General features: G+C 71.8%; 19 protein-coding genes. 5 read left to right on the top strand and 14 right to left on the bottom strand.

Features of this window, described 5'->3' with window-relative positions; all coding sequences use genetic code 11:
* The first annotated feature begins 552 nt into the window (after positions 1–552).
* Entirely contained in the window at positions 553–1,581 is a 1,029-nt protein-coding gene (gene trpS / locus ACIBJF_RS16535) for a tryptophan--tRNA ligase (protein WP_399174389.1), read from the top strand.
* A 73-nt stretch (positions 1,582–1,654) separates the two neighbouring features.
* On the opposite strand, the gene proC is transcribed toward trpS, so the two are convergent.
* The 4 genes from proC to ACIBJF_RS16515 form a co-directional block, all read right to left on the bottom strand.
* Entirely contained in the window at positions 1,655–2,467 is an 813-nt protein-coding gene (gene proC, locus ACIBJF_RS16530; protein ID WP_399174388.1) for a pyrroline-5-carboxylate reductase, read from the bottom strand.
* Between the two features lie 104 nt (positions 2,468–2,571).
* Positions 2,572–3,372 carry an ABC transporter permease gene (locus ACIBJF_RS16525; RefSeq protein WP_399174387.1) on the bottom strand — a complete coding sequence of 267 codons (801 nt, stop codon included), beginning with the start codon at positions 3,370–3,372 and terminating at the stop codon, positions 2,572–2,574.
* On the bottom strand, positions 3,369–4,172 hold the full coding sequence (locus ACIBJF_RS16520) for an ABC transporter ATP-binding protein (RefSeq protein ID WP_399174386.1): 804 nt from the start codon (positions 4,170–4,172) through the stop codon (positions 3,369–3,371). The genes ACIBJF_RS16525 and ACIBJF_RS16520 overlap by 4 nt, the downstream gene beginning before the upstream one ends.
* A 337-nt stretch (positions 4,173–4,509) precedes the next feature.
* Positions 4,510–5,310 carry a class I SAM-dependent methyltransferase gene (locus ACIBJF_RS16515; protein ID WP_399174385.1) on the bottom strand — a complete coding sequence of 267 codons (801 nt, stop codon included), beginning with the start codon at positions 5,308–5,310 and terminating at the stop codon, positions 4,510–4,512.
* A gap of 245 nt (positions 5,311–5,555) precedes the next feature.
* Between ACIBJF_RS16515 and ACIBJF_RS16510 the strand changes: the two genes are divergently transcribed.
* Positions 5,556–6,050: an SAM-dependent methyltransferase gene (locus tag ACIBJF_RS16510; RefSeq protein WP_399174384.1), complete on the top strand. Its 495-nt coding sequence runs from the start codon at positions 5,556–5,558 to the stop codon at positions 6,048–6,050.
* A 16-nt stretch (positions 6,051–6,066) separates the two neighbouring features.
* On the opposite strand, the gene ACIBJF_RS16505 is transcribed toward ACIBJF_RS16510, so the two are convergent.
* The 5 genes from ACIBJF_RS16505 to ACIBJF_RS16485 all read right to left on the bottom strand — a co-directional run bounded on the left by ACIBJF_RS16505 (position 6,067) and on the right by ACIBJF_RS16485 (position 8,063).
* Positions 6,067–6,591 (bottom strand): EamA/RhaT family transporter, encoded by a 525-nt coding sequence (locus tag ACIBJF_RS16505; RefSeq protein WP_399174383.1) that lies wholly within the window; start codon positions 6,589–6,591, stop codon positions 6,067–6,069.
* Between the two features lie 42 nt (positions 6,592–6,633).
* Positions 6,634–6,978, bottom strand: coding sequence for an SH3 domain-containing protein (locus ACIBJF_RS16500; RefSeq protein WP_399174382.1), 345 nt, complete (start codon positions 6,976–6,978; stop codon positions 6,634–6,636).
* A 24-nt stretch (positions 6,979–7,002) separates the two neighbouring features.
* Positions 7,003–7,347 (bottom strand): hypothetical protein, encoded by a 345-nt coding sequence (locus tag ACIBJF_RS16495; protein WP_399174381.1) that lies wholly within the window; start codon positions 7,345–7,347, stop codon positions 7,003–7,005.
* Positions 7,348–7,370: 23 nt separating this feature from the next.
* Positions 7,371–7,652, bottom strand: a complete 282-nt coding sequence (locus tag ACIBJF_RS16490; RefSeq protein ID WP_399174399.1) for an SH3 domain-containing protein — start codon at positions 7,650–7,652, stop codon at positions 7,371–7,373.
* 84 nt (positions 7,653–7,736) lie between these two features.
* The gene (locus ACIBJF_RS16485) at positions 7,737–8,063 is read right to left on the bottom strand and encodes an SH3 domain-containing protein (protein WP_399174380.1); all 327 of its coding nucleotides are present in this window, start codon (positions 8,061–8,063) and stop codon (positions 7,737–7,739) included.
* A 179-nt stretch (positions 8,064–8,242) separates the two neighbouring features.
* On the opposite strand from ACIBJF_RS16485, the gene ACIBJF_RS16480 reads away from it, so the two are divergent.
* Positions 8,243–10,345, top strand: coding sequence for a serine/threonine-protein kinase (locus tag ACIBJF_RS16480; protein WP_399174379.1), 2,103 nt, complete (start codon positions 8,243–8,245; stop codon positions 10,343–10,345).
* A 52-nt stretch (positions 10,346–10,397) separates the two neighbouring features.
* Here ACIBJF_RS16480 and ilvD read toward each other — a convergent pair whose 3' ends face one another.
* The 4 genes from ilvD to ACIBJF_RS16460 form a co-directional block, all read right to left on the bottom strand.
* Positions 10,398–12,251, bottom strand: coding sequence for a dihydroxy-acid dehydratase (ilvD, locus tag ACIBJF_RS16475; protein ID WP_399174378.1), 1,854 nt, complete (start codon positions 12,249–12,251; stop codon positions 10,398–10,400).
* Between the two features lie 155 nt (positions 12,252–12,406).
* Positions 12,407–13,018, bottom strand: a complete 612-nt coding sequence (locus tag ACIBJF_RS16470) for a TetR family transcriptional regulator (protein ID WP_399174377.1) — start codon at positions 13,016–13,018, stop codon at positions 12,407–12,409.
* A complete protein-coding gene (locus tag ACIBJF_RS16465) occupies positions 13,015–13,839 on the bottom strand; it encodes a sugar phosphate isomerase/epimerase family protein (protein ID WP_399174376.1) in 825 nt (274 codons plus the stop codon). Before ACIBJF_RS16465 ends, ACIBJF_RS16470 begins: the two co-directional genes overlap by 4 nt.
* A gap of 146 nt (positions 13,840–13,985) precedes the next feature.
* A complete protein-coding gene (locus tag ACIBJF_RS16460) occupies positions 13,986–14,918 on the bottom strand; it encodes a Ppx/GppA family phosphatase (RefSeq protein WP_399174375.1) in 933 nt (310 codons plus the stop codon).
* A gap of 149 nt (positions 14,919–15,067) precedes the next feature.
* On the opposite strand from ACIBJF_RS16460, the gene ACIBJF_RS16455 reads away from it, so the two are divergent.
* The gene (locus ACIBJF_RS16455) at positions 15,068–15,859 is read left to right on the top strand and encodes a hypothetical protein (protein WP_399174398.1); all 792 of its coding nucleotides are present in this window, start codon (positions 15,068–15,070) and stop codon (positions 15,857–15,859) included.
* A 613-nt stretch (positions 15,860–16,472) separates the two neighbouring features.
* Here the strand turns inward: ACIBJF_RS16455 and ACIBJF_RS16450 are convergent.
* Complete coding sequence (locus ACIBJF_RS16450) at positions 16,473–18,209, bottom strand: hypothetical protein (RefSeq protein WP_399174374.1); 1,737 nt, start codon at positions 18,207–18,209, stop codon at positions 16,473–16,475.
* 197 nt (positions 18,210–18,406) lie between these two features.
* Between ACIBJF_RS16450 and radA the strand changes: the two genes are divergently transcribed.
* Positions 18,407–19,816: a DNA repair protein RadA gene (gene radA / locus ACIBJF_RS16445; protein ID WP_399174373.1), complete on the top strand. Its 1,410-nt coding sequence runs from the start codon at positions 18,407–18,409 to the stop codon at positions 19,814–19,816.
* Positions 19,817–19,879 lie beyond the last annotated feature (63 nt).

The following is a 19,879-nucleotide window of genomic DNA, read 5'->3' as shown; positions in this document are numbered from 1 at the left end:
GATTTCCTCGGTGCTTTCCAGGTTCTCGCTTTCGCGTTTCCCTTTCCGGCGGTTCCGACTCTATCAGATCCTTTCGGCGTCTGACTCCCAGTCAGCGGGTTTGTCTTCCGGGCCGTTGGGCCGTTCCGACGAGTGAGACTTTAGCGGATTCCGTGCTCCCGAGCTAATCGGGGGCTGCGTCCTTTCGAACGCGGATTCCTCATTCCGCAAATACGCACGCCAAAACTGTCGGCGCCGGAGCGTCGATTCCTGGTTGGTTCTTGCGGAGTGGCTGTCCGGGGACCGACCGAGGTCGGCGCTCACGTCGGACAACTCGGAGAACACTACGGATCGGCGTGGCGTGTGTCAACTCTCGCCCCGGCTGCACTCCGGAGGCGTACTCTGGACCCCATGACGACGCGTACGTGTACCCAGCTTTGGTGGGCCGCCTGACGGCGGCCGGACTCACGTATGCATCCAACGGCCGCCGCTTCGGCGGCCGTTCTCGTATCTCCTCCGGACTCCGGGGGCCGGCCGCAGGAGCGGCGGTCCCAACCAGGAGGTGGAGTGGAGATGAAGCGGGTCTTCAGCGGGATTCAGCCGACCGGGCACCTGACGCTGGGCAACTACCTGGGAGCCCTGCGGCGCTGGGTGGAGGCGGACCAGCACCAGGCCGACGCGCTGTTCTGCGTCGTGGATCTGCACGCGCTGACGGTGGACCAGGATCCGGCGCGATTGCGCCGGCTCAGTCGGCAGACGGCGACGCTGATGCTGGCGGCCGGGCTCGATCCCGAGGTGTGCACCGTGTTCCTGCAGAGCCATGTCGACGAGCACACGCGGCTGTCGTATCTGCTGGAGTGCGTGGCGACCGACGGTGAGATGCGCCGGATGATCCAGTACAAGGAGAAGGTCGCGCGGCAGCAGGAGCGCGGTGCGAGCGTGCGGCTGTCGCTGCTGACGTATCCGGTGCTGATGGCGGCGGACATCCTGGGGTACGGCGCGGAGGAGGTGCCGGTCGGGGACGACCAGGTGCAGCATGTCGAACTGGCTCGGGATCTGGCCGGGCGGTTCAACCAGCGGTACGGGCACACGTTCGTGGTGCCGAAGGCGACGCGGCCGTCGGTCGCGGCGCGGGTGATGAACCTGCAGAACCCGGTGACCAAGATGGGGAAGTCGGACGAGTCGGGGCTGGGGGTCGTCTATCTGCTCGACGAGCCGGACGACGTACGGAAGAAGGTCATGCGGGCCGTCACCGACAGCGGGCGACACGTGGAGTACGACCGGGAGGGGCGGCCAGGGGTCGCGAATCTGCTGGAGATCCTCGCGGCGTGCACGGGTGGGAACCCGGAGGCCTTGGCCGGTGTATACGCGTCGTACGGCGCCTTGAAGAAGGACACCGCGGAGGCGGTGGTGGAGGTCCTCGGGCCCGTGCAGGCCAGACACCGGGAGCTGTGCGCGGACCCTGCCTATGTGGAGGGGGTGCTGCGGGATGGTGCGGAGAAGGCCAGGGCGATGGCCCGTCCGACCGTCGATGCGGCGTACCGGGCGATCGGGTTGCTGCCGCCGCTGTTCGAGACGGCGCTGAGCGGGGCCGGGCGTTAGGGCCATGAGGGACGGGGCGGGGGTAGGGCGGCTGACGGTGAGCCGTCGCCCGCCCCCTCCCCCGGGCGCCGGGTCAGTCCTTCTTGCCGGAGGCGAGTTCGCGGCTGCGGTCGCGGGCAGCTTCGAGGGCGGCGATGAGGGCGGCTCGTACGCCGTGGTTCTCCAGTTCACGGATGGCGTTGATCGTCGTGCCCGCCGGGGAGGTGACGTTCTCGCGGAGCTTGACGGGGTGTTCGCCGCTGTCGCGGAGCATCACGGCGGCGCCGATGGCCGACTGGACGATGAGGTCGTGGGCCTTGTCGCGGGGCAGGCCGAGCAGGATGCCGGCGTCGGTCATGGCCTCGACCAGGTAGAAGAAGTACGCGGGGCCGGAGCCGGACAGGGCGGTGCAGGCGTCCTGCTGGGTCTCGGGCACGCGGAGTGTCTTGCCGACGGCACCGAAGATCTCCTCGGCGTGCGCGAGGTGCTGCTCGGTGGCGTGGCTGCCGGCGGAGATGACCGACATGGCCTCGTCGACGAGGGCGGGGGTGTTGGTCATGACGCGGACGACGGGGGTGCCTGCGGACAGGCGCTCCTCGAAGAAGGAGGTGGGGATGCCGGCGGCACCGCTGATGACGAGGCGGTCGGCGGGGACGTGCGGGGCGAGCTCGTCCAGGAGGGTGCCCATGTCCTGCGGCTTGACCGTGAGGATGAGGGTGTCGGCGGTCTTGGCGGCCTCGGTGTTGGTGACCGGGGTGACTCCGTAGCGGGTGCGGAGTTCTTCGGCGCGTTCCGGGCGGCGGGCGGTGACCAGGAGGTCGGCCGGGGCCCAGCCGGCCCGGATCATTCCGCTGAGCAGGGCTTCGCCGATCTTGCCGGTGCCGAGGACTGCGACTTTCTGGCTCATGGGGTCATCCTCGCACCGGGCCGTGAGGGTGCGGGGGGTTGTCCGGCAGGCGGAACACGGGGCGGCGAGGCGGCCGTCCGGGCCCTTGGATCGGCGAAGGGCGGTCAGACCGTGCGGCGCCGGAGGGTGGCCGCGCCGAGGACCAGGACCAGCAGTGCGCAGCCGGCCACGATCAGGACGTCGCGGACGAAGGTCGCGGTCATGTCGGTGTGGTGCAGGACCTGGTTCATGCCGTCGACGGCGTACGACATGGGCAGGACGTCGGAGATCCCGGTGAGGACGGGCTGCATGTCGGACCGGGGAGTGAACAGGCCGCAGAGGAGGAGCTGGGGGAAGATCACCGCGGGCATGAACTGGACCGCCTGGAACTCCGAGGCGGCGAAGGCCGAGACGAAGAGTCCGAGGGCCGTGCCGAGCAGGGCGTCGAGGAGAGCGACGAGGAGCAGCAGCCAGGGTGAGCCGGTGACGTCGAGTCCGAGCGCCCACACGGCGAGTCCGGTGGCGAGGGCGGACTGGACGATGGCGATCGCGCCGAAGGCGAGGGCGTAGCCGGCGATGAGGTCGGCCTTGCCGAGGGGCATGGCGAGGAGTCGTTCGAGGGTGCCTGAGGTGCGTTCGCGCAGGGTGGCGATGGAGGTGACCAGGAACATCGTGATCAGCGGGAAGATGCCGAGCAGGGATGCGCCGATGTTGTCGAAGGTGCGGGGGCTGGCGTCGAAGACATAGCGCAGCAGGATCAGCATCAGGCACGGGACGAGGATCATCAGCGCGATGGTGCGCGGGTCGTGGCGGAGCTGGCGCAGGACCCGGGCGGCGGTGGCGGCGGTGCGGCCGGCGTTGATGACACCGGTGGCGGCCGGAACGGTCGTGACGCTGCTGGTGTTCGTGGTGGTCGTCGTGCTCATCGGGTGCTCTCCTTGGGTCGGGCTGCCGCGGCTGCCTCGTCGACGAGGTGGAGGAAGGCGGCCTCGACGGTGTCGCTGCCGGTGCGGGTGCGCAGGGCGTCCGGGGAGTCGTCCGCGAGGATCTCGCCCTCGCGCATGAGGAGGAGGCGGTGGCAGCGCTCGGCCTCGTCCATGACGTGGGACGAGACGAGGAGGGTGGCGCCGCGGGTGGCGGCGATGTCGTGGAAGAGGTGCCACAGGTCGCGGCGCAGGACGGGGTCGAGGCCGACGGTCGGTTCGTCCAGGACGAGGAGTTCGGGGGAGCCGAGCAGGGCCACGGCGAGTGAGACCCGGTTGCGCTGGCCGCCGGAGAGGTTGCCGGCGAGGGCGTCGGCGTGGCTGGTGAGGTCGACGTCGGTGATGGCCCGGGTGACGTGCTCGTGGCGGCGTTCGGCGGCTGCGCGGCCGGGGTCGAGTATCGCGGCGAAGTACTCCAGGTTCTGCCGGACGGTCAGGTCGTCGTAGACGGACGGGTCCTGGGTGACGTAACCGATACGCGAGCGCAGGGCGGGGTGGCCGGCCGGGTGACCGAGGACCTGAAGGGTGCCGGTGACCTTGGCCTGGGTGCCCACGATCGAGCGCATGAGGGTCGACTTGCCGCAGCCGGAAGGACCGAGCAGGCCGGTGACCTGGCCGCGGGGGACCGAGAAGTCGAGGTGGTGGAGGACGGTGCGGGGGCCGCGGACGGCGGTGAGGTCGTGGGCTTCGACGGCTGGGACGGAGGACTGGGGTGGGGGCTCCGGCATCACATAATTCATCATGCGATGAATAATGTGGCTGGAGGGCCCGTGCGTCAAGGGCCGGCCGGGCACGCATGCGGCGGCGGCCGGGCACGCAGACGGAAGCGGGGGGCGGGGGGGCCCCCCCCCCCCCCCCCGGCCGCGGGGGGGGGGGGGGGGTTGTGGGGGGTTAGGGGGTGGTGGGGGGGGGCCGCAGGACCGCGGTGGGGTGCTCGACGAAGCGCGCGCGGGGGGCGGGGGGGCGGGGGGGGGGGGGGCCGGCCGGGGGGGGGGGGGGGGCCCCGCGCCGGGGGGGGGGGGGCCGCCCCCCCCCCCCCCCCGCTCCGGGCGACGCTTCTTCGCTGATGTTCTTCGCTGATCAGGGCTTGGTGGCGACGAGCAGAAGCACGTCGTAGGTCTCCTCGACCATGCCGTCCGGGAAGGCCTTCAGCAGATGGGCGCGCTCCTCTTCCAGGAAGGCGGTCCTGCGGTCCTCGGGCGTGAGGAGGAACGCCGAGTGGCTGCCGATGTTCGCGAGGTGGGTGTCGATCGTGACGCGGCGGCTCCAGCGGACCTCCCGGCGGCTGAAGCGGAGGCGGCCGCTGGGGTCGGCCAGTTCCGTGCGGCTGCCGTCCCGCTTCTCGGCGGCGATGTCCACGCCGAAGAAGCGGCCGATGCGGAGGGCCGCCTCGGCGATCCACTCCACGTCCAGGGCGTCGCCGTTCCACCACAGCGCCAGCGCACCGCCCGGCCGCAGCACCCGCAGCGCCTCCGGCACCGAGCGGGCCGTGTCGGTCCAGTGCCAGGCCTGGGCGTAGGTGACGAAGTCGGCGTGCGCGTCGGCGATGGGGAGGGCGTTGCCGTTGCCGCGGACGAGCGGGAGATGCGGCAGTCCGCGGCGGAACTCGGCGGCCATGCCCTCACCGGGTTCGACGGCGAGCACGTCGGCGCCGCGCGCCTGCAGGAGGGCGGTCGCGATACCGGTACCGGCGCCGACGTCCACGACCCTGGCACCGAACAGCGACCGGCCGGCCAGTTCCTCGACGGCGTCGAAGAGGGCGGGCGGGTAGGCGGGGCGGTTTGCGGCGTACTGGGCGGCGGCGGAGTTGAAGGAGTGCGCGCGGGTTGCCGGCGGGGGCAGGGGTGGGGGCGGTGAGGAGGGCGGTCGCGTCACGGTCATACGGCCATGGTGGGGGTCGCGGGGAGGTGGCGGCAGCGGGTTTTCGGGGCGGGATGGGTCGGGACGAGGGCGGGCGGCGGGCTGGCGGGCTGGCGGGCTGGCGGGCTGGCGGGCTGGCGGGCTGGCGGGCTGGCGGGCTGGCGGGCTGGCGGGCTGGCGGGCTGGCGGGGCATGGTGGCCGCCGCGTGCGGATAGCGTGGGGCAAGTTGCTTGGGGTGCTTGCCAGTTAGGGGAAGGGGGCCGACGTGGCTGAGCAGGGTGAGGAAGTCGGAGAAGTCGGGGATGTGGTGGTGCGGCCGGTGGGGTGGGTCGTCGGTGGGCGGGCGGAGGTGCGGGACGACGAGTGGGGTGAGGTGCGTGCCGTGATCCGGATCGACGGTGCCCGGTTCTCCGCGGAGGCCTTGGCCGGGCTGGAGGACTTCTCCCACCTGGAGGTCGTCTACCACTTCGACCGGGTGCCGGAGGAGAAGATCGAGACCGGGGCCCGGCATCCGCGCGGCAACACCGACTGGCCGGAGGTCGGGATCTTCGCCCAGCGCGGCAAGAACCGGCCCAACCGGATCGGGGTCTCGCGCTGCCGTGTGCTGCGGGTCGACGGTCTTGAGGTGCACGTCGAGGGGCTGGACGCGGTGGACGGGACTCCGGTGCTGGACATCAAGCCGTACATGACGGAGTTCGGGCCGCAGGGCGCGACACGTCAGCCGGAGTGGGCCACGGCGATCATGAGCCGGTATTACTGACCGCCGGAAACCCGTGTCACCGGCGCCGCTTCTTCTTCGACGGGTTGCCGGTGCGGCGGGAGGTGCGGCGCTCGTGGTCCTCGCGGGCCTTCTCGTACTCCTCGCGGTGCAGCTTCTCCCCCGGGGCCTCGGTCAGGGAGCGGAAGAAGTAGGCGAGGAGGGAGCCGACGAAGCCGATGGCGAGCAGGCCGCGCAGGGAGGCCTGGCGCTGTGGGTCGTGGCGCTTGCCGAAGCCCTCCCAGGTGTTGCGGAAGGCGAGCGCGCTGCAGATCGCGAACATGGCGATGATCAGCACCGTGACGAAGGAGCCGGTGTCGGCGATCCGGATGCCCTCGTAGGCGAAGCGGAGAACCAGGCAGGAGGCGACGGCGGCGGCGAGGGAGCCGACGGCGACGCCGGCGCGGCGGGCCGCGTAGCCGTTGTCGTGGTCCACCCAGGTGGTGCCGAAGAAGCGCAGGGGCTCGGGGCGGGGGCCGCCGCCCGGGGCCGTACCGCCCGAGGAGCCCGCCGGGGTGTCCGTGGTGCCGTTTTCGTCGCTCACGGAACGATTATGGCGCCGGGCGGGGGCGGGCTCCGGGCGGGGTCAGGAGCAGCGCGGGGCGATGTAGCCGTCGCTGCCGGTCTGGACGTAGGCGTCCGAGACATACTCACCGTTGTCGATGTTGTCCCAGATGTTGGAGGTGCCGTACGGGCCGGTCACGGTCGTGCCCGGGCTCTGGCAGTAGATCGGCACCTTGGCGCCCTCGGGAAGGAGGTACAGGACGTTGTAGCTGGTGCCGGGACCGCTGCGGACGTTCAGGCGGATACCCGGCGCGACCGAGTAGTAGTGGAGGCCCGTGGCGGACGCCGATGCCGCTGAGCCGATCACCGCGAGGAAGGCCCCTGCGGCGGCGGCAAGGACGGCGGTCCTGCGCTTGAGTGAAGTCATCTCTGTCCTCTCAGCGACGATGCGTCAGGCGCAGCGCGAGGCGATGTAGCCGTCGCTGCCGGTCTGGACGTAGGCGTCCGAGACGTACTCGCCGTTGTCGATGTTGTCCCAGATGTTGGTCGTGCCGTACGTGCCCGTCACGGTCGTGCCCGGGGTCTGGCAGAAGATCGGGACGCGGGTGTTCTCCACCAGGACCCGGGTGATGCCGTAGTTGGTGCCGGGGCCGCTGCGGACGTTGATTCTGACGCCGGGGGCGGTGGGATACGTCTTGACCGTGGCCGCGTCGGCGGTCGACGACGCGCCCAGCACCATGAGGAAGGCCGCGGCCGCGCCGGCGGCCAGGGCGGTTCTCCGACCCAGGATTCTCATCTCGTTTTCCTCTCGGGAGCGGGTCAGCCGCAACGCGGGGCGATGTAGCCGTCGCTGCCGGTCTGGACGTAGGCGTCCGAGACGTACTCGCCGTTGTCGATGTTGTCCCAGATGTTGGTCGTGCCGTACGTGCCCGTCACGGTCGTGCCCGGGCTCTGGCAGAAGATCGGGACCTTCGCGCCCTCGGGCAGGACACGGACGAGGTTGTAGCTGGTGCCGGGACCACTGCGGACGTTCAGACGGACGCCGGGGGCGACGGAGTAGTAGCGGAGGTCCAGGGCGGCCGCCGAGGCGGGTGAGTTCATCACGGTGAGGAAGGCCCCTGCGGCGGCGGCCAGGACGACGGCTCCGCGTTTGATGGAAGTCATTTCTGTCCTGTCTTGGAGTGGTCAGCCGCAGCGGGGGGCGATGTAGCCGTCGCTGCCGGTCTGGACGTAGGCGTCCGACACGAACTCGCCGCTGTCGATGTTGTCCCAGATGTTCGACGTGCCGTACGGACCCGTCACGGTCGTGCCCGGGGTCTGGCAGTAGATCGGGACCTTCACGCCCTCGGGGAGGACGCGGACGATGCCGTAGTTGGTCCCGGGGCCGCTGCGGACGTTGAGGCGAACGCCCGGGGCAACCGCGTAGTGGCGCACCGTCTCGGTCGCCATGGCGGCCACTGCCGACTCACTCGCGTCGGCACTGCCGGCGTCTTCCACGCGCTCAACAGACATGGAGAACATCCCCCCTTGAACCCATGACCAACACGGGCCCCGTCGATTCCCTTGAATCGAGCCACGAAACACCTGTGCGCGACTCGCACGCGGAGGCTAGCAAGCCGCCTCGGTCTCGTACGAGTCATCGACTAGGCTCCGTGCGTCGCGCGCGCGGAGGAACAGCACGGGGGTAGTCCATGGCGCCACAGCGCAGCACCGGAGCGGGCGCAGAAGCGGAACGTCCCGAGTACGCCGGTCACTACCGCCTGGAGTCGTGTCTGGGGTCCGGCGGCATGGGGGTCGTACACCTCGCCCGGAGCACTTCGGGGAAGAAGCTCGCGGTGAAGATCGTCCATGCCGAGTTCGCTCAGGATCGCGAGTTCAGGGGGCGGTTCCGGCAGGAGGTGGCTGCCGCCCGCAGGGTGAGCGGCGCGTTCACCGCACCCGTCGTGGACGCCGACCCGGAGGCCGAACGGCCCTGGATGGCCACGCTGTTCATTCCGGGGCCCACTCTTTCCGACCAGGTGAAGCGGAACGGGCCCATGGATCCGGCGCAGTTGCGGCGGCTCATGGCAGGACTGGCCGAGGCGCTGCGCGACATCCATCGGGTGGGGGTCGTGCACCGGGATCTCAAGCCGAGCAATGTGCTGCTCGCCGAGGACGGTCCGAAGGTCATCGACTTCGGCATCTCCCGCCCCAAGGACAGCGAACTGCGGACAGAGACCGGGAAGTTGATCGGGACACCACCGTTCATGGCACCCGAGCAGTTCCGGCGGCCGCGGGAGGTGGGCCCGGCGGCGGACATCTTCGCGCTCGGGTCCGTACTGGTGCACGCGGCGACCGGGCGGGGGCCGTTCGACTCCGACAGCCCGTATGTCGTCGCCTACCAGGTGGTGCACGACGAACCCGATCTGGCCGGGGTGCCGGAGAGCCTGGTGCCGTTGGTGCTGCGCTGTCTCGCCAAACAGCCGGAGGAGCGGCCGACGGCCGATGAGCTGATGCGGGAGCTGCGGTCGGTCGCGGCCTCGTACGACACGCAGGCGTTCATACCGGCTCAGCGGGCGAGTGAGGATCTCCCGGAGGCCGAGGCACCTCACCAGGGGGACGGCCGACAGCCCGGTAAGCGCTCGGCGAAGCGGCTGCTCCTCGGTGCCGGAGCGCTGGGGGTCGGGCTGGCTCTGGTCGGGGCTCTCTCTTGCCTCCAGTTGCTCGGTGCCAAGGACGGCGCGTCGCACAAGGACGCCGGGCCGCACACCAAGTCCGCCGCTTTCAGCGCCTGGGAGGCCAAGCCGGTGCCCAGGGCCTCGGGTACGACGCGGTGTTCGTACGGCACCGGACGGCTGTTCTGCACGCAGCCGGGAGTGGTGTTCGCTCTCTCCCCGGGCGACGGGCGGCTCCTGTGGCGGCACTCGGCAACCTCTTCCCCCACCACCAGACCGCCGGCCGTCTCAGCGGGGCTCGTGCAGCCGGATGCGGAGGGCGGCTCACGTCTCGTGGCGCTGGATCCCGCATCGGGCAGGGAGGTGTGGAAGCGTCCTCTGTCCGCGGGCACGACCGTCCGCCACGCCGGCGGAACGACTCTGCTGATCGGTGCCGACGGCGTGGTCACGGGGGTGGACGGCGCGACGGGCCGTAGCCTGTGGCGGCACCGGATCCCCGGCGGCGGTGTACCGACCTTGGACACGTTCTCGGGCGACCCGCTGGCGTACGCGGCAACGGCTTCCACCGGCGGATCGAGTACGCACGTGACCGCCTTGGACCCGCGTACGGGTGATGTGCGGTGGGACGCCCGCCTCAAGGGCTGGCTCAAGCCCTTCGGCGCCCAGAGTGGCTCGGTTTTCTTCCTCGCCGTCGACGACCTCTACGGCGCCAAGGAGGTCGTCCGCTACAGCCCCGGCAGCCGGTCGACGCGCAGGGTGCCGTTGCCGGTCGCGCTCGACGGTGCGCACGCCACGGTGCGGGGCGACGTCGCCTATGTACTGGCCGACGGTGGCTCCCTCTACGCCGTGGATGTGGAGACGCGGGCACAGCTGTGGCACCTGGAGACTTCGATGAGTCGCGGCTCGGTACCCGTCACGGACGGCCGGCATGTGTACGTCACGGCTGCCGATGGGCGGATGCTCGCCATCGACGCGCACCACGGCACCCTCGTCGGGCAGACCCGGGCCCGCCTTGGCCTGCGTTCGGCACAGCTCACCGGCACGCCGCCGGATCCCGTGATGGCAGGCGCCCGCGTCTACGCCACCACCCCCGACGGCACCGTCTTCGCCCTCGACGGGCGGAACCCGTCGGGTTGGTGAGACGGCGGAGGGGCCGTCCCCGCACGGGAGGCGGCCCCTCGCGATCGGCTGCTCAGCCCAGCCTGCTCACATCCCGCACCGCGCCCTTGTCGGCGCTGGTGGCCATCGCGGCGTAGGCCCGCAGTGCCGCCGAGACCTTGCGGTCGCGGTTCTTCGGGGCGAACACGCCGTTCAGGGACTGCTCGCGGCGGGCGAGTTCGGCCTCGTCGACCAGGAGCTCGATCATGCGGTTGGGGATGTCGATGCGGATGCGGTCGCCGTCCTGGACGAGGGCGATGGTGCCGCCGGAGGCCGCCTCGGGGGAGGCGTGGCCGATGGAGAGGCCGGAGGTGCCGCCGGAGAAGCGGCCGTCGGTGATCAGGGCGCAGGTCTTGCCCAGGCCGCGGCCCTTCAGGTACGAGGTCGGGTAGAGCATCTCCTGCATGCCGGGGCCGCCCTTGGGGCCCTCGTAGCGGATGACGACGACGTCGCCGTCCTTGACCTCGTGGGTGAGGATGCGCTGGACGGCCTCCTCCTGGGACTCGCAGACGACCGCCGGGCCCTCGAAGGTCCAGATCGACTCGTCCACGCCGGCCGTCTTCACCACGCAGCCGTCGACCGCGAGGTTCCCCCTGAGGACGGCCAGGCCGCCGTCCTTGGAGTAGGCGTGCTCGACGGAGCGGATGCAGCCGGCCTCCGCGTCCTCGTCCAGCGCCTCCCAGCGCTCGGACTGGGAGAAGGCCTCCGCGGAGCGGACGCAGCCCGGTGCCGCGTGCCACAGTTCCAGCGCCTCCTGCGAGGGCGAGCCGCCGCGGACGTCCCAGGTCTTCAGCCAGTCGGCCAGCGACGGGCTGTGGACGGAGTGGACGTCCTCGTTGAGGAGGCCCTCGCGGTGGAGTTCGCCCAGCAGGGCCGGGATGCCGCCGGCGCGGTGCACGTCCTCCATGTAGTACGTGCGGTTCTTCGCCACGTTGGGCGCCACCTTCGCCAGGCACGGCACGCGGCGGGAGACGGCGTCGATCTGCTCCAGGCCGAAGGGGACGCCGGCCTCCTGGGCGGCGGCCAGCAGGTGCAGGATCGTGTTGGTGGAGCCGCCCATGGCGATGTCCAGGGCCATGGCGTTCTCGAAGGCCTGGAAGGTCGCGATGTTGAGCGGGAGGACCGAGTCGTCGTCCTGCTCGTAGTAGCGGCGGGTGAGGTCCATGACCGTGCGGGCGGCGTCGACGTAGAGCTGCTTGCGCGCGGTGTGGGTGGCGAGGACCGAGCCGTTGCCGGGGAGGGACAGGCCGATCGCCTCGGTCAGGCAGTTCATCGAGTTGGCGGTGAACATGCCGGAACAGCTGCCGCAGGTGGGGCAGGCGTTCTCCTCGATACGGAGGATGTCCTCGTCGGAGATCTTGTCGTTGACGGCGTCGGAGATCGCGTCGACCAGGTCGAGCGTGCGGACCGTGCCGTCGACGAGGGTGGCGCGGCCGGACTCCATCGGGCCGCCGGAGACGAAGACCGTCGGGATGTTCAGGCGCAGGGCCGCCATCAGCATGCCCGGGGTGATCTTGTCGCAGTTGGAGATGCAGACCAGGGCGTCGGCGCAGTGGGCCTCGACCATGTACTCGACCGAGTCCGCGATCAGGTCGCGGGAGGGGAGGGAGTACAGCATGCCGCCGTGGCCCATGGCGATGCCGTCGTCCACGGCGATCGTGTTGAACTCGCGCGGGATGCCGCCCGCCTCCCTGATCGCCTCGCTGACGATCCGGCCGACCGGCTGCAGATGGGTGTGGCCCGGCACGAACTCGGTGAAGGAGTTCGCGACGGCGATGATCGGCTTCCGGCCGATGTCCGCACCGGGTACCCCGGAGGCGCGCATAAGGGCGCGGGCGCCCGCCATGTTGCGGCCGTGGGTGACTGTGCGGGACCTCAGCTCGGGCATCGTCGCTCGCTCCTTCAATGACCTTCAAAGACCCTCTGGCGATGAGTCCAGGGAGTTCCGACTGTCTCCGAGCGTACGCCGGTGCTCCAAACGCTGGACGCGGTTGTCCGGAATGCGGGACGGGTATCTCGCTGACGCAGCACCCGGCGCGCGGCTCAGGCGCTGGTCAGGTGGTGCTGTACGACCGGTGCGACGCGCGCGATGATCTGCTCCAGGTCGACGGAGGCCAGCGGCTCCAGCTTGACGACGTACCGCATCATCGCCGTGCCCACCAGCTGGGAGGCGGCCAGCTCGGCGCGCAGTTCGGCGTCCGGCAGGTCCAGCTGGGCGGCGACGCGGCGCAGCAGCTGGGAGGCGACGAGGCGGCGGAAGACGGCGGCGGCGGTCTCGTTGTTCACGGCCGACCGGACGATCGCGAGGAGCGGCGTACGGGTCGTGGGGTTCTCCCAGATGCCGAAGACGAAACGGGTCAGCCGCTCTCCCACCCCGTCGAGGGGGCCGGCGGCCACCGCCTCGGGGGCGTTCAGCGCCGGCGCGAAGGCCACCGCGATGGCCGCCTCGAAGACCTGCTCCTTGGTGCCGAAGTAGTGGTGGACCAGCGCGGAGTCGACGCCGGCCGCCTTGGCGATACCGCGTACGGACGTCTTCTCGTACCCGCGCTCGGAGAACTCCTCGCGGGCCGCGGCGAGGATGCGGTCACGGGTGCCGGCGGACTCCGTGCGCGGGGGTCTGCCCCTTCTGCGGGTGGGCTGCTCGTGGTCGTTCACGGCCGGCGCACCCGTACCGCCGACGCCAGGTGCTTGCGGGTGAAGGCCAGGGCCTCGGCGAGGTCTGCCTCGCGTTCGGCGCTGGACATCGCCCGCCGGGTGTTGACCTCGATGACGACATGGCCGTCGAAGCCGGAGAGGGTCAGGTGTTCCAGCAGCTCGGCGCAGGGCTGGTTGCCGCGGCCGGGCACCAGGTGCTCGTCCTTGGCCGAGCCCCGGCCGTCGGCGAGGTGGACGTGGCCGAGGCGGTCGCCCATGCGGTCGATCATCTCCAGGGCGTCCGCACGGGCCGTCGCCGTGTGGCTGAGATCGATCGTGAAGTGCCGGTAGTCGTGCTGGGTGACGTCCCAGTCCGGGGCGTAGGCGAGCATCTCGCGGTCGCGGTAGCGCCACGGGTACATGTTCTCGACGGCGAACCGTACGTCCGTCTCGTTCGCCATCCGCCAGACCCCGTCGACGAAGTCGCGCGCGTACTGCCGCTGCCACCGGAAGGGCGGGTGGACGACGACGGTGGAGGCGCCCAGCTTCTCGGCGGCCGCCCGGGCCCGCTGCAGCTTGACCCAGGGGTCCGTCGACCAGACCCGCTGGGTGATCAGCAGGCAGGGGGCGTGGACGGCCAGGACCGGGATGCCGTGGTAGTCCGACAGGCGGCGCAGCGCCTCGATGTCCTGGCTGACCGGGTCCGTCCACACCATGACCTCGACACCGTCGTAGCCGAGGCGTGCGGCGATCTCGAAGGCCGTCGCGGTGGACTCCGGGTACACGGAGGCCGTCGACAGCGCGATACGCACGTCCGTTGGTTCAGCCACGTCCGTCACCATACGGTGTGCGGTGGTGCTGGTGCGGGGTGCCCGTTCGCCGTTGTGAGCTTTGCCATTCGGGCGGGTGCGGCGCCGTCGTGATCGCTCGCGCCCACGCGGCGGCGCCGCATCGGCGATACGGCCCGCCCCTTCGGGACGCTGACCGCCTAATCGGACCCCATGTGATCAAGCCGCCGCAGGATCACGCCCTCGCGCAGGGCCCACGGGCAGATCTCCAGCTTCTCCACCCTGAACAGGTCCATCGCTGCCTCCGCCACCAGGGCCCCCGCCAGGAGCTGGCCGGCCCGGCCGTCGGAGACGCCGGGAAGCTCGGCGCGCTGCTCCACCGTCATGCCGGCCAGGCGCGGCACCCAGGCCTCCAGGGACTCGCGCTTGAGTTCGCGCTGGACGTAGAGGCCGTCGGCGCTGCGGGCGGCGCCGGCGATGCGGGCGAGCTGCTTGAAGGTCTTGGAGGTGGCGACCACGTGGTCGGGGGCCCCGAAGCGGCTGAACTCGCCGACCGTGCGGGCGATCTCGGTACGGACGTGGCGGCGCAGGGCGCGCACGGCCTCGGGGGCGGGCGGGTCGCCCGGCAGCCAGCCCGCGGTGAGCCGGCCGGCGCCGAGCGGCAGGGAGACGGCGGTGTCCGGCTCCTCGTCCATGCCGTAGGCGATCTCCAGGGAGCCGCCGCCGATGTCCAGGACGAGCAGCTTTCCGGCGGACCAGCCGAACCAGCGGCGGACCGCGAGGAAGGTCAGGCGGGCCTCTTCCGCACCGGTGAGGACCTGGAGTCGTACGCCCGTCTCCTCCTCGACGCGCCCGAGGACGTCGTCGGCGTTGGTGGCCTCGCGGACGGCGGAGGTCGCGAACGGCAGCAGGTCCTCGACGCCCTTGTCCTCGGCGGCCTGGAGGGCGTCCTGGACGACGGCGACCAGCTTGTGGATGCCGTCGTCGTCGATGGCACCGCTGTCGTCGAGCAGTTGGGCGAGCCGAAGTTCGGCCTTGTGGGAGTGCGCGGGCAGCGGGCGCGCGCCGGGGTGGGCGTCCACCACCAGCAGATGCACCGTGTTCGAACCCACGTCCAGGACACCGAGTCTCATATACGGAACGCTACTGCCAGATCGCCCGTCGACGGTCCCCGGAGCGGTCCTCGGCCACTTACCCTGGACATGTGCCAAAGACGAAAAAGGCGAAGGACCCCAAATCCTCCGAGGAATCGAAGGATTCCGCGCAGGCGAAGGCGTCGTCGGTGACCAAGAAGTCGAAGCAGGCCAAGCGGGCCCCGCGGGTGAGCGACGAGAAGGGGCTCGACTTCGCGCGCGCCTGGGTGGAGTTTCCCGATCCCGCGGACGACGAGCAGGTCTTCCGCTGTGATCTGACATGGCTGACCTCTCGCTGGAACTGCATCTTCGGCAGCGGCTGCCAGGGCATCCAGGCGGGCCGCGCGGACGACGGGTGCTGCTCGCTGGGCGCGCACTTCTCGGACGAGGACGACGAGAAGCGGGTCGCCGAGCATGTGGCACGACTCACGCCGGAGATCTGGCAGCACCACGACGAGGGCATGCGGCACGGCTGGGTCTCCAAGGACGAGGAGGGCTCCCGCCAGACCCGTCCCTACCAGGGCTCCTGCATCTTCCAGAACCGGCCCGGCTTCGCGGGCGGCGCGGGCTGCTCGCTGCACATCCTGGCGCTGCGGGAGGGACGGGAACCGCTGGAGACCAAGCCGGACGTGTGCTGGCAGCTGCCGATCCGGCGGACGTACGACTGGATCGACCGCCCCGACGACACCCGGGTCCTGCAGATCTCCATCGGCGAGTACGACCGCCGCGGCTGGGGTCCGGGCGGCCACGACCTGCACTGGTGGTGCACCTCGGCGACCTCGGCACACGGCGCGGGCGAGCCGGTCTACGTCTCCTACCGGGCCGAGCTGACCGAGCTGATGGGCAAGGCCGGCTACGACCGCCTGGCCGAGCTCTGCGAACAGCGCCTGGCCTCCCAGCTGCCCCTGATCGCCCCCCACCCGGCGGACCCGGCCCCGTAACGCCCACCGAGCCGATCCCTTCCCACCCGCCCCACCGTCACGGTCGGCCGGTGGGCACCCGACGGAACGGTCGCGCGGGGGCCGCTGCGGCCCTCGCCGGGTCATGGGCGGATGCGTCCCCACACCCGCCCCTGCCGCCCAGGTCGAACACCCCGTGCCCCGCGCCGCTCACCCCGCCGGGAAACAGTGTGTTCGACCCCGGGAACCAGCCCCGCCTTCGGCCCCCACGCCCGGCCACAACCGCTCGCCCCACCGTTACGGTCGGCCGGGTGGGCACCCGACGGAACGGTCGCGCGGGGGCCGCTGCGGCCCTCGCCGGGTCATGGGCGGATGCGTCCCCACACCCGTGCCGGTCGGCCGGGTCGGGCACCCCGTGCCCCACGCGGCTCTCGCCACTGGGAAACACCGTGTCCGGCCCCGGGAACCAGCCCCGCCTTCCGCCCCCACGCCCGGCCACACCCGCTCGCCCCTGGCTTCCGGAGCCGCGACCTCTCCGCTCGATTCGGCACCGCCCGCCTGTGTGCCTGCCTCCGGGGATATCAGGACGGGACCTCGACATACGTCAACCGGCCGCCTACTCCCGCCCCCTCCCCCACGCGCCCCGATCCCGCCCCTAGCTCCCGGAAGGTCTGGGCGTGTCGCTGCCGGACGGCGTTGGTGTCGGGGTCGGGGAGTCGGGAGGTGAGGTGGGGCTGGACGGGGGGTCGGTGGGAGGGGGCGGTGGGCTGGATGGTGGGGCGGTGGTGGTTGGGGTGGACGGCGTGGAGGTGGGTTTGGCCGAGGTCGGTGGTGAGGTGGGGTGGTGGGTGGGGGCCGTGCCGTAGCCGTCGATGCCGACCACCGAGCCGGCCGGGGAGACAGCCACCTGGGCGTGCCAGTGGCCGGAGGGCTCGCGGAGGTGGTCGACGTACACCTTGATCGTCAACGTGTCGCCGGGGTCCAGGGTTCCCCTGGACTGGCTGAGGTACAGCCAGGGCGCCCTCGTGGACGCGGACCAGCGGACCGGGGCGGAGCCGGACGCGGTGAGGGTGATCAGCGTGGTGTCGCCGTCGTTCGCGGCGCTGACCGCGAGGTGCCCCGCGCCCTTCGCGCCCACCCCGGTCACGCTGACGACCTCCACGGAGACGTCCGCCTTGCCGTCCTTGCCGCCGCGGGCGCCGGGCTTCACGCTCGCGTTCCCGGCGTTCTCGTAGCCGCCGGCCGTGTCGCTGCCGAGGGCCTCGGGGCCCTGGGTCTCGCTCGCGGTGGCGGAGGGACCGTTCCCGTCCGCCGTCGGCGCGCCCCGGTAGGCGGCCCACAGGGCCAGCACGGGGGCGGCCACCACCGTGGCGACGACCGTCGTCGTCACCGCACGCGCGCGTAGCCGGTCGCGGCGGGCCGCGCGGTCCTTGGGGTCCATGGGGAAGCCGCGCCGGTCGAAGCGGGGTGCCGCCGCGCCACGCGCGCGTGAATGGTGCGCCAGGGCCATGTGGAGGGCCGCGCGGGGGGCCTCCAGGACGGGCAGCTCGGCCGGGGTGACCGTGGCGCCGGGCCAGCGGCCGGGGACGGCGCGCTCGGCGGTGCGACGACAGCGCGGACAGTCGTCGACGTGGCGGACCAGTTCGCGGCGGAGCGCCGTGCTCAGGACCAGCCCGCTGTCGCCCGTGAGATGGGTCACGCCCGGGCAGCCGCCGGCCTCGACGACGGCGAGGGCCGCGCGGGTGCGCTCGACCTCGCAGGCGGCGGAGGCGAGCAGTCCGCGCGCGGCCGCCGGTTCCATGCCGAGGACGGCGGCGACCTCCTGCGCGGCCAGGTGGTGGCGGACGGCCAGCTCCAGGGCCTCGCGCTGCTCGGGGGCCGTACCCGCCGCCTCCGGCCAGGCCAGCAGCGCCAGTTCGCGGCGCCGCTGTTCCTGCACCTCCGGGGCGACCGGCGGATCGGGCACCTGGTTCCCGGTCGCGGGGCGGCCCGCCGCGTGCGTGGCCTGACGTTTCTGCTTGGCCTCGGCCAGCTTGCGCAGGCACGCCCAGCGGGCCAGCGCGTACAGCCAGGCCCTGCGGTCGGCGGCCTCCGGGGCGCGGTGTCCGCGCCGCTCGGCCAGGGCGAGGACGTCGCCGAGCGCGGCGGTGGCCGCGTCGTGGTCGCACAGCACCGACAGACAGTAGGTGAACAGCCCGTCCAGGTACGGTTCGTAGCGCGCCGGTGGCCGCTGGGCGAGGGTGCGCGCGGCGGCGCGGTCGCGCGCCTGGCGGACCTCGCGCGCCTCTCCCGCTGCGCGCCCCTCCCGCGCCTCTCGTGCTGCACGGGACTCGCCGCGCGCCCGGTGCGCGCCGGTGGTGCGGATGGTGGTCTCCGGACTGCTGCTCATCACCTGTGCGACCGTAGGCGGCTCTGGAGTGCGCGTTCTCGAACCTTGAGCAGTTTTAATTCGTACGGGTGAAACGATCCCTCATAAGGGGACAGGAACCCTTTGTTCCATGGCGCGAACCCGACGGGTGGTGGCCGATACCGGTTCACCCACACACGGCCCGGGGTCCCGTTGTCAGTGCCGCGGGCTACGGTTTCCGCATGGCTGCCCGTACCAAGACCACCAAGGACCGCCCGTCCTACCGCTGCACCGAGTGCGGCTGGCAGACGGCCAAGTGGCTCGGCCGCTGCCCCGAATGCCAGGCGTGGGGCACGGTCGAGGAGTACGGCGCGCCCGCGGTCCGTACGACGACACCCGGCCGGGTCACCACCTCCGCGCTGCCCATCGGGCAGGTCGACGGGCGGCAGGCCACCGCCCGCACCACCGGCGTGCCCGAGCTGGACCGGGTGCTCGGCGGCGGCCTGGTGCCCGGCGCGGTCGTGCTGCTCGCGGGCGAGCCCGGCGTCGGCAAGTCCACGCTGCTGCTGGACGTGGCCGCCAAGTCCGCGAGCGCCGAGCACCGCACCCTTTATGTCACCGGCGAGGAGTCGGCGAGCCAGGTGCGGCTGCGCGCGGACCGCATCGGCGCCCTCCACGACGAGCTGTATCTGGCCGCCGAGACCGATCTGTCCGCCGTCCTCGGCCACTTGGACGAGGTCAAGCCCTCCCTGCTGATCCTGGACTCGGTGCAGACGGTCGCCTCCCCGGAGATCGAGGGCGCACCCGGCGGCATGGCCCAGGTGCGGGAGGTCGCGGGCGCGCTCATCCGCGCCTCCAAGGAGCGCGGGATGTCCACGCTCCTCGTGGGCCACGTCACGAAGGACGGGGCGATCGCGGGCCCCCGCCTCCTGGAACACCTAGTGGACGTCGTCCTGCACTTCGAGGGCGACCGGCACGCGCGCCTGCGCCTGGTGCGCGGCGTGAAGAACCGCTACGGCGCCACGGACGAGGTCGGCTGCTTCGAACTGCACGACGCGGGCATCACGGGCCTTGCCGACCCCAGCGGACTTTTCCTGACCCGTCGCGACGAACCGGTCCCCGGCACCTGTCTGACCGTCACCCTGGAGGGCCGCCGCCCGCTGGTGGCCGAGGTGCAGGCGCTGACGGTCGACTCCCAGATCCCCTCCCCGCGGCGTACGACCTCGGGCCTGGAGACCTCACGCGTGTCGATGATGCTGGCGGTCCTGGAGCAGCGCGGCCGGATCAGCGCCCTCGGCAAGCGGGACATCTACTCCGCGACGGTCGGCGGGGTGAAGCTGTCGGAGCCGGCCGCCGACCTGGCCATCGCCCTCGCGCTGGCCTCCGCCGCCAGCGACACCCCGCTGCCGAAGAACCTGGTCGCGATCGGCGAGGTGGGCCTCGCGGGCGAGGTGAGACGGGTCACGGGCGTGCAGCGCAGGCTCACCGAGGCCCACCGGCTGGGCTTCACGCACGCGCTGGTGCCGACCGATCCGGGCAAGGTGCCGCCCGGCATGAAGGTCATGGAAGTCGCCGACATGGGGGACGCGCTGCGGGTGCTGCCCCGCTCCCGTCGCCGAGAGGCCCCACGGGAGGCGGAGGACCGCCGGTAGACTTTGCCCAGGTCTCGCCCGTCCGTACGAACCGAGTGCGGGTCACGGGGGCGCGTCAGAACC

It is taken from the genome of Streptomyces sp. NPDC050743 (genome assembly GCF_044456925.1).
Classification (GTDB): domain Bacteria; phylum Actinomycetota; class Actinomycetes; order Streptomycetales; family Streptomycetaceae; genus Streptomyces.
This window is presented reverse-complemented; position numbering and strand designations above follow the sequence as displayed.

Bases quoted from the DNA above. Each gene is read 5' to 3' on its own strand.
- ilvD (WP_399174378.1), bottom strand. From the start codon at position 12,251: ATGCCCGAGCTGAGGTCCCGCACAGTCACCCACGGCCGCAACATGGCG.
- ACIBJF_RS16515 (WP_399174385.1), bottom strand. From the start codon at position 5,310: ATGACCGTGACGCGACCGCCCTCCTCACCGCCCCCACCCCTGCCCCCG.
- radA (WP_399174373.1), top strand. From the start codon at position 18,407: ATGGCTGCCCGTACCAAGACCACCAAGGACCGCCCGTCCTACCGCTGC.
- proC (WP_399174388.1), bottom strand. From the start codon at position 2,467: ATGAGCCAGAAAGTCGCAGTCCTCGGCACCGGCAAGATCGGCGAAGCC.
- ACIBJF_RS16525 (WP_399174387.1), bottom strand. From the start codon at position 3,372: ATGAGCACGACGACCACCACGAACACCAGCAGCGTCACGACCGTTCCG.
- ACIBJF_RS16520 (WP_399174386.1), bottom strand. From the start codon at position 4,172: ATGATGAATTATGTGATGCCGGAGCCCCCACCCCAGTCCTCCGTCCCA.
- ACIBJF_RS16495 (WP_399174381.1), bottom strand. From the start codon at position 7,347: ATGAGAATCCTGGGTCGGAGAACCGCCCTGGCCGCCGGCGCGGCCGCG.
- ACIBJF_RS16485 (WP_399174380.1), bottom strand. From the start codon at position 8,063: ATGTCTGTTGAGCGCGTGGAAGACGCCGGCAGTGCCGACGCGAGTGAG.
- trpS (WP_399174389.1), top strand. From the start codon at position 553: ATGAAGCGGGTCTTCAGCGGGATTCAGCCGACCGGGCACCTGACGCTG.
- ACIBJF_RS16480 (WP_399174379.1), top strand. From the start codon at position 8,243: ATGGCGCCACAGCGCAGCACCGGAGCGGGCGCAGAAGCGGAACGTCCC.
- ACIBJF_RS16500 (WP_399174382.1), bottom strand. From the start codon at position 6,978: ATGACTTCACTCAAGCGCAGGACCGCCGTCCTTGCCGCCGCCGCAGGG.
- ACIBJF_RS16490 (WP_399174399.1), bottom strand. From the start codon at position 7,652: ATGAACTCACCCGCCTCGGCGGCCGCCCTGGACCTCCGCTACTACTCC.
- ACIBJF_RS16465 (WP_399174376.1), bottom strand. From the start codon at position 13,839: ATGGTGACGGACGTGGCTGAACCAACGGACGTGCGTATCGCGCTGTCG.
- ACIBJF_RS16460 (WP_399174375.1), bottom strand. From the start codon at position 14,918: ATGAGACTCGGTGTCCTGGACGTGGGTTCGAACACGGTGCATCTGCTG.